The organism is Rhodococcus sp. YH1 (assembly GCF_009939605.1).
GTDB lineage: Bacteria > Actinomycetota > Actinomycetes > Mycobacteriales > Mycobacteriaceae > Rhodococcus > Rhodococcus aetherivorans.
In genome coordinates this window covers 1-7281 of record NZ_WVTE01000114.1, presented here as the reverse complement: position 1 = coordinate 7281, position 7281 = coordinate 1, and the positions used below count along the sequence as shown (strand labels likewise).

Genomic DNA, 7281 nt, shown 5'->3' with positions numbered 1-7281 from the left:
CCTCGCGGAACTGTTCCGCACCGAACGCCCCACCCACACGATCATCACCCCCGCGGTGATCGGCACCGTCGACCCCGAGGGCCTCGACAGCCTCGAGGTGGTCGTGGTCGGTGGTGAGGCCCTGCCGCCGGAGCTGGTGAACCGGTGGGCGCCCGGCCGCACGCTGCTCAACGGCTACGGCCCGACCGAGGCGACGGTCATCTCCACCTATGCGCACGTGCGGCCCGGGGATCCGATCACGATCGGCGGCCCCGTGCGCGGCACGACCGCCCTCGTTCTCGACTCGCGGCTGCGGCCCGTCCCCGTGGGTGTCGCGGGTGAGCTGTACCTGTCGGGTGCCGCCCTCGCCCGCGGCTACCACCGGCGTACGGTGCTCACCTCGGAACGGTTCGTCGCCGATCCGTTCACGGCGGACGGCGCGCGGATGTACCGCACCGGCGACATGGTGCGCTGGCGCGTCATGGACGACGACCGGCTCGAACTCGAGTTCGTCGGGCGCAGCGACTTCCAGGTCAAGGTGCGCGGTTTCCGCATCGAACTCGGCGAGATCGACTCGGCGTTGACGTCCCACGAGACCGTGGAGTTCGCGGCCACGCTGGGCCGCACGACGCCCTCCGGCGGCACCGTGCTCGTCTCCTACGTGCTGCCGAAGGCGGGCGCGACGATCGACACCGCCGCGCTGACCGAGTTCGTCGGCCGCTCGCTGCCGGCGCACATGGTGCCCTCCGCGCTCGTCGTGCTCGACAAGATCCCGCTGACCCCCGTCGGCAAGCTCGATCGCGACGCGCTGCCCGAACCGGAGCTCGAGGAGCGCGAATTCCGGGCCGCGAGCAATGATCTCGAGGAGATCATCGCCGAGGTGTTCGCCGAGGTGCTGCGCCTCGACCGGGTCGGCGTCGACGAGTCGTTCTTCGCGCTCGGGGGCGACAGCATCGTCTCCATCCAGCTGGTCTCGCGCGCCAAGGCCCGCGGCGTCGTGTTCACGCCGCGTGACGTGTTCGAGCGCCGGTCGGTCGCCGGTCTCGCCGAGGTCGCGACCCGCACCACCGCGGGCGAGGGCCCCGGCGGTCTGAAGGAACTGCCCGGCGGCGGCGTCGGCGAGGTGCCGCTCACGCCGATCATGCGCGAGGTGCTCGGCTGGGGTGGCGGGTTCGACCGCTTCTCCCAGTCCGTGGCGGTGACGCTGCCTAAGGACATCGACCGGGACGTGCTGGTGCGCACCATCGGCGCCGTCGTCGACCACCACGACGCGCTGCGGTCGATCCTCGAGCACGACGCCGACGGCGCTCCCGTGCTGCGGGTGCGTGCCGCGGGCACGGTCGACGCCGACGAACTCGTCACCCGCGTCGAGGTGCCCGCCGACATCGACGCCGCCGCGCTCACCGCGGTCGCGTCGCGCGAGCTCGACGCCGCGCTCGACCGGCTCGCGCCCACCGATGGACGGGTGCTGCGGTTCGTGTGGTTCGACTTCGGACCCGGCGAACGCCCCGGCGTGCTGCTCGTCGTCGCCCACCATCTCGTGGTCGACGGCGTCTCCTGGCGAATCCTGCTGCCCGACCTCGCCGTCGCGTGGGGCCAGGTGGCGGCGGGACAGGACGTCGCGCTGCCGCCGGTCGGCACGTCGCTGCGCCGCTGGGCCCACGGTCTGGTGGACGCCGCGCGCGCGCCCGAACGCCGGGCGGAGCTGGAGCTGTGGCGGTCGGTGCTCGACGGGCCGGACCCGCTGCTCGGCGGCCGCGCGTTCGACCCGGCGGTCGACGTCGCGTCGACCGTGCAGCGTCTCGACGTGAACATCCCCGCGGCCGACACCGAGGCGCTGCTGACCGCGGTGCCCGCGCTGTTCCACGGCAGCGTCAACGACGGGCTCATCGCCGCGCTCGGCCTGGCGCTGACCCGGTGGCGGCGCGACCGCGGCGTCGACGCGACGTCCGCGCTGCTGAAGTTCGAGGGTCACGGCCGCGAGGAGTCGGTCGTGCCGGGTGCGGACCTGTCCCGCACCGTCGGCTGGTTCACCAGCGCGCATCCCGTGCGGGTGGACCTGACCGGCATCGACGTCGACGACGCCTTCGCCGGCGGCACCGCCATGGGATCCGCCGTCAAGGCCGTCAAGGAACAGCTCCTGGCGATCCCGGACAAGGGCATGGGCTACGGCCTGCTGCGCCACCTCGATCCGGTCGGCTCGCAGATCCTGTCCGCATACACCACCCAGCCGCAGGTGAGCTTCAACTACCTCGGCCGGGTGTCCGCCGCGGACGTGCCCGAGGAACTCGCCGCGATCGGCTGGGTTCCGACGGACGCGCTCGGTGGGGTCGACGCCGCCCTCGACGCGGACATGCCCGCCAACGCCGTCGTCGACATCAACGCGATCGTGTCCGACGGTGCGGACGGACCGCAGCTCGCGGCCGGATTCGCCTTCCCGACCGGCCTTCTCGGCCCGGACGAGATCGAGTCCCTCGCCGCCTACTGGGTGGACGCGCTCGCGGCGCTGGCCCGGTACGCGAGCGAGCCCGGCGCCGGCGGCCTGACCCCGTCGGACGTGCCGCTCGTGTCGGTGACCCAGCAGGACCTCGAGGCGTGGGAGGCGCGCTTCCCGTCGGCGACCGACGTATGGCCGCTGTCCCCGCTGCAGTCGGGCCTGCTGTTCCACGCCCTCATGGACGAATCCAGCGTGGACGTCTACACGATCCAGGCCGTGCTCGACCTCGACGGCGTGGTCGATCCGCAGCGGCTGCGCGGTGCGGCGCAGGCGCTGCTCGACCGGTACCCGAACCTGCGGACGGTGTTCGTCACCGACGCCGCCGGTGCCCCGGTGCAGGTGGTGCTCTCCGACGTGCGGGTGCCGTGGCGTGAGGCCGACCTGTCGCAGCTCGTCGCCGCCGAGGGCGTGCGCGCGACGGTCCCGTTCTGGCGGGAGGAGCAGGCGCGCCGGTTCGCGATGGACGAGGCGCCGCTGATCCGGTTCGTCCTCGCGTCGCTCGGCGACGGCCGCTACCAGCTCGGCGTGACCGTGCATCACATCCTCATCGACGGCTGGTCGATGCCGCTGCTGATGCAGGACATGATGATGCTGTACGCCACCCGCGGGGATGCGTCGCCGCTGCCGCGGGCCCGCTCCTACCGGTCGTTCCTGGCGTGGGTCGCCGAGCGTGACCTCGACGCCTCCCGCGCCACGTGGGCCCGGGTGCTCGACGGGTTCGAGGAGCCGACGCTGCTCGCCCCGGCGACCGACCGGCACCCCGGCGCCGAGGGCGCCGACCGCGTGCGGCTGCTGCTCGACGACGCCCGCACGGCCGAGATCGCCTCGGCCGCAGCCCGGCTCGGCGTCACCGTCAACACCCTCGTCCAGGCGGCGTGGGGCGTGCTGCTCGGCCGGTCGACCGGACGCGACGACGTCGTCTTCGGCGCCACCGTGTCGGGCCGGCCGGCGGACCTGCCCGGCGTGGAGTCGATGGTGGGCCTGTTCATCAACACCCTGCCGGTGCGGGTGACGTTCGATCCGCAGGAGCCGATCGAGCGGTTCCTGCAGCGCCTGCAACAGGAGCAGGCCGAGTTGCTCGAGCATCATCATCTGGGTCTCACCGAGATCCAGCGGGTCGCCGGGCCGACCGTGGCGTTCGACACCCTCACGGTGTTCGAGTCCTACCCGCTCGACGAGAAGGGCCTGGCCGACCAGGCGGCGTCGATCGACGGCATGTCGGTCACCGGCGTCGGCACGAACGACGCCACCCACTACCCGCTGAGCCTGTTCATCCATGTCGGATCCGGCATGGAACTCGACCTGCGCTACCAGCGCAGGCTGTTCGACGTGCAGCAGGTCGAGACGCTGCTGTCGCGGTTCGTGCGGGTCCTCGAAGCGATCGCACAGCAGCCGGCGCTGCCCGTCGGCGACGTCGATCTGCTCGACGCGGCCGAACTCGAGCAGATCCTGCACGGGTGGAACGACTCGGACCACGCCCTCGACGGCACCGAACTGCTCCTGTCCCGGTTCGAGGCGCAGGCCCGGCGCACCCCGGATGCGGTGGCGCTGGCCTACGAGGGTGCCGAGCTGACGTACGCCGAATTCGGCGCCCGCGTCAATCGCCTCGCGCGGCACCTGATCTCGCAGGGGGTGGGGCCGGAGTCCCTGGTGGGCCTGGCGATCCGGCGGTCGTTCGACCTGCTGGTGGGCATGTACGCGATCGTCGAGGCCGGCGGCGCATGGGTGCCGATCGATCCGGATCACCCGGTCGACCGTGTCCGGCACATCCTCGACACGGCCGACCCGGTGTGCATCGTCACGACCGCCCGCGACGAGTTCACCGTTCCCGACGGGCTCACCGTCGACGCCGTCCTCGTCGACGAGCTGGATCTGTCGGCGGTCTCGGACGCGCCCGTCACCGACCGGGACCGGCGTGCGCCGCTGCGCCCGGACAACACGGCCTACGCCATCTTCACGTCCGGCTCGACCGGCCGGCCCAAGGGCGTCGCCGTCACGCACCGCGCCATCGTCAACCAGACGGCGTGGATGCTCGACGAGTTCGAGATGACGGCACAGGACGTCTACCTGCAGAAGACGGCCACGACGTTCGACGTGTCGCTGTGGGGCTTCTTCATGCCGCTGAGCGTGGGGGCGAAGCTGGTCGTGGCGACACCCGACGGCCACCGCGACCCGGTGTACGTCGCGGACGTCATCGCCCGCGAGAAGGTGACGATCACCGACTTCGTGCCGTCGATGCTCACGGTGTTCGCCGCCCACGTCGACCGGGAGTCGTGTGTCACGCTGCGGCACATCTTCGTGATCGGCGAGGCCCTGCCGCCGGAGACGATCGAGGGCGTGCGGCGCATCAGCACGGCCGCGATCGACAACCTCTACGGCCCGACCGAAGCGGCGGTGTCGGCCACCTTCTGGCAGGCGCCGGCCACCGGACCGGTCGACGTGGTGCCGATCGGCGTCCCGGAGTGGAACGTGCGGGTGCTGGTCCTCGACGGCCGGCTGCGGCCGGTGCCGGTCGGGGTCCCGGGTGAGCTGTATCTGGCGGGCGTGCAGCTGGCCCGCGGCTACGTCCGCCGCCCGGACCTGACCTCCGACCGGTTCGTCGCGAACCCGTTCGGGGCGCCGGGGGAGCGGATGTATCGCACCGGCGACCTGGTCACCTGGAACGAAACCGGGGAACTCGAGTACATCGGCCGCACCGACTTCCAGGTGAAGTTCCGCGGTCAGCGCATCGAGCTCGGCGAGATCGAGACGGCGTTGCTGGCGCACGAGTCGGTGAACCAGGCCGCGGTGCTGGTGGTGCCGACCCCGACCGGCGACCAGCTCGCCGGCTATGTCGTTCCCGCGCCGGGCCACGAGGTGGACGCGGGCGAGGTGATCGCGTTCGTGACGCGGACGCTGCCGTCGTACATGGTGCCCGCGGCGATCGTGGTGCTCGCGGAGTTCCCGCTGAACACCTCGGGCAAGCTCGATCGCAAGGCGCTGCCCGCGCCGACGTTCGCCGCGCGGGAGTTCCGGGCCCCGACGACTCCGATCGAGGAGATCGTCGCGGGCATCTTCGCCGAGGTCCTCGGCGTGGACCGGGTCGGTCTCGACGACGACTTCTTCGCGCTCGGCGGTAACTCGCTGATCGCCACGCAGCTGGTGGCGCGCCTGGGTGCGGCGCTGGATTCGCGGGTGCCGGTGCGGGTGCTGTTCGACGCCTCGACGGTCGAGGCGCTCGCGGCGCACGTCGAGCAGCACGCCGGATCCGGCGGGTCCGTGCCACTGGTGGCCGGGCCGCGGCCGGAACGGGTGCCGCTCTCGCTCGCCCAGCAGCGCATGTGGTTCCTCAACCGCTTCGACCCGGAGTCGGCGGCCTACAACCTGCCGGTGGCGCTGCGGCTGTCGGGCCGGTTGAACGTCGCGGCGCTGCAGGACGCGATCCGGGACGTGTTCACCCGGCACGAAGTGCTGCGCACGGCGTACCCGGAGACCGACGACGGCGCGGTCCAGGTCGTGCTGCCGGTGACGGCGGTGGTCCCGGACCTGACACCGGTCGTCACCACCTGGGACGAGGTCGCCGATCGGATCCGCGAGCTGGCCTACACCGGCTTCGACGTGACGTCGGAGGCCCCGATCCGGGTGCGGTTGTTCGCCGTCGGCGAGGACGAGATGATCGTCGCCTTCGTCGTCCACCACATCTCGGCGGACGGCTCCTCGATGGGGCCGCTCACCCGCGATCTCGTGGCGGCGTACGTCGCCCGGTCGACCGGGAACGCTCCGGACTGGGCACCGCTGCCGGTGCAGTTCGCCGACTACGCCCTGTGGCAGCGGCGGGTGCTCGGCGACGAGAACGACCCGGCGTCGGTGGCTGCGAAGCAGGTGACGTACTGGAAGCAGGCCCTGGCGGATCTGCCGGACCAGCTGGATCTGCCGACCGACCGGCCGCGACCGGCCGTGCAGTCCTTCGCGGGCGGGAAGATCGACTTCACGATCGACGCCGACCTGCACCGGCGGCTGGTCGAGCTGGCGCGGGGCCGGGGGGCGACGCTGTTCATGGCCGTCCACGCCGCGTTCGCGGTGCTGCTCGCGCGGCTGTCGGGCACCGACGACATCGCGATCGGCACGCCGATCGCCGGCCGCGGTCAGCGTGAACTCGACGATCTGATCGGCATGTTCGTCAACACGCTGGTCTTCCGCACCCGGGTCGAGCCCGGCGAGTCCTTCGCCGACCTGCTCGACCAGGCGCGGGAGCGGGACCTGCAGGCCTTCGCGAACGCCGACGTGCCGTTCGAGCGGCTCGTGGAGGTGCTCAATCCGGAGCGGTCGACGGCGCGGCATCCGCTGTTCCAGGTGGGCCTGTCGTTCCAGAACCTCGCGACGACGAGCCTCGAGCTGCCGGGACTGACCGTCTCCGGTGTGGACGCGGACCTGCAGACCTCGCAGTTCGACCTGCATCTCGTGGTCACCGACCGGTACGCCGACGACGGCGCCCCCGAGGGGATCACGAGCGTGCTCACGTACGCCACGGATCTGTTCGACGAGCCGACCGTCGTGGTGTTCGCGGAGCGGTTCGTGCGGGTGCTCGAGGCGGTCGTGGCGGATCCGTCGGTGGCTCTGGGGGATATCGAGATTCTCGAGGTGGCCGAGCGGGTGCGGGTGCTCGAGGCGTGGAACGAGACCGCTCGTGCGGTCGGGGGGCCGGCGACGCTGGTGGATCTGTTCGACGAGCAGGTGCGGCGCGCTCCCGACGCGCCGGCGTTGGTGTTCGAGGGTGTGACGCTCACCTACGGCGAGTTCGATGCCCGGGTCAATCGTCTTGCGCG

At 71.9% G+C, this 7281-nt stretch carries 1 protein-coding gene; it reads left to right on the top strand.

What is annotated here, in order from left to right:
* Positions 1 to 7281, top strand: a 7281-nt coding sequence (locus tag AIIKEEIJ_RS10895) for a non-ribosomal peptide synthetase (RefSeq protein WP_161995628.1), incomplete at both ends; no start/stop codon positions are given.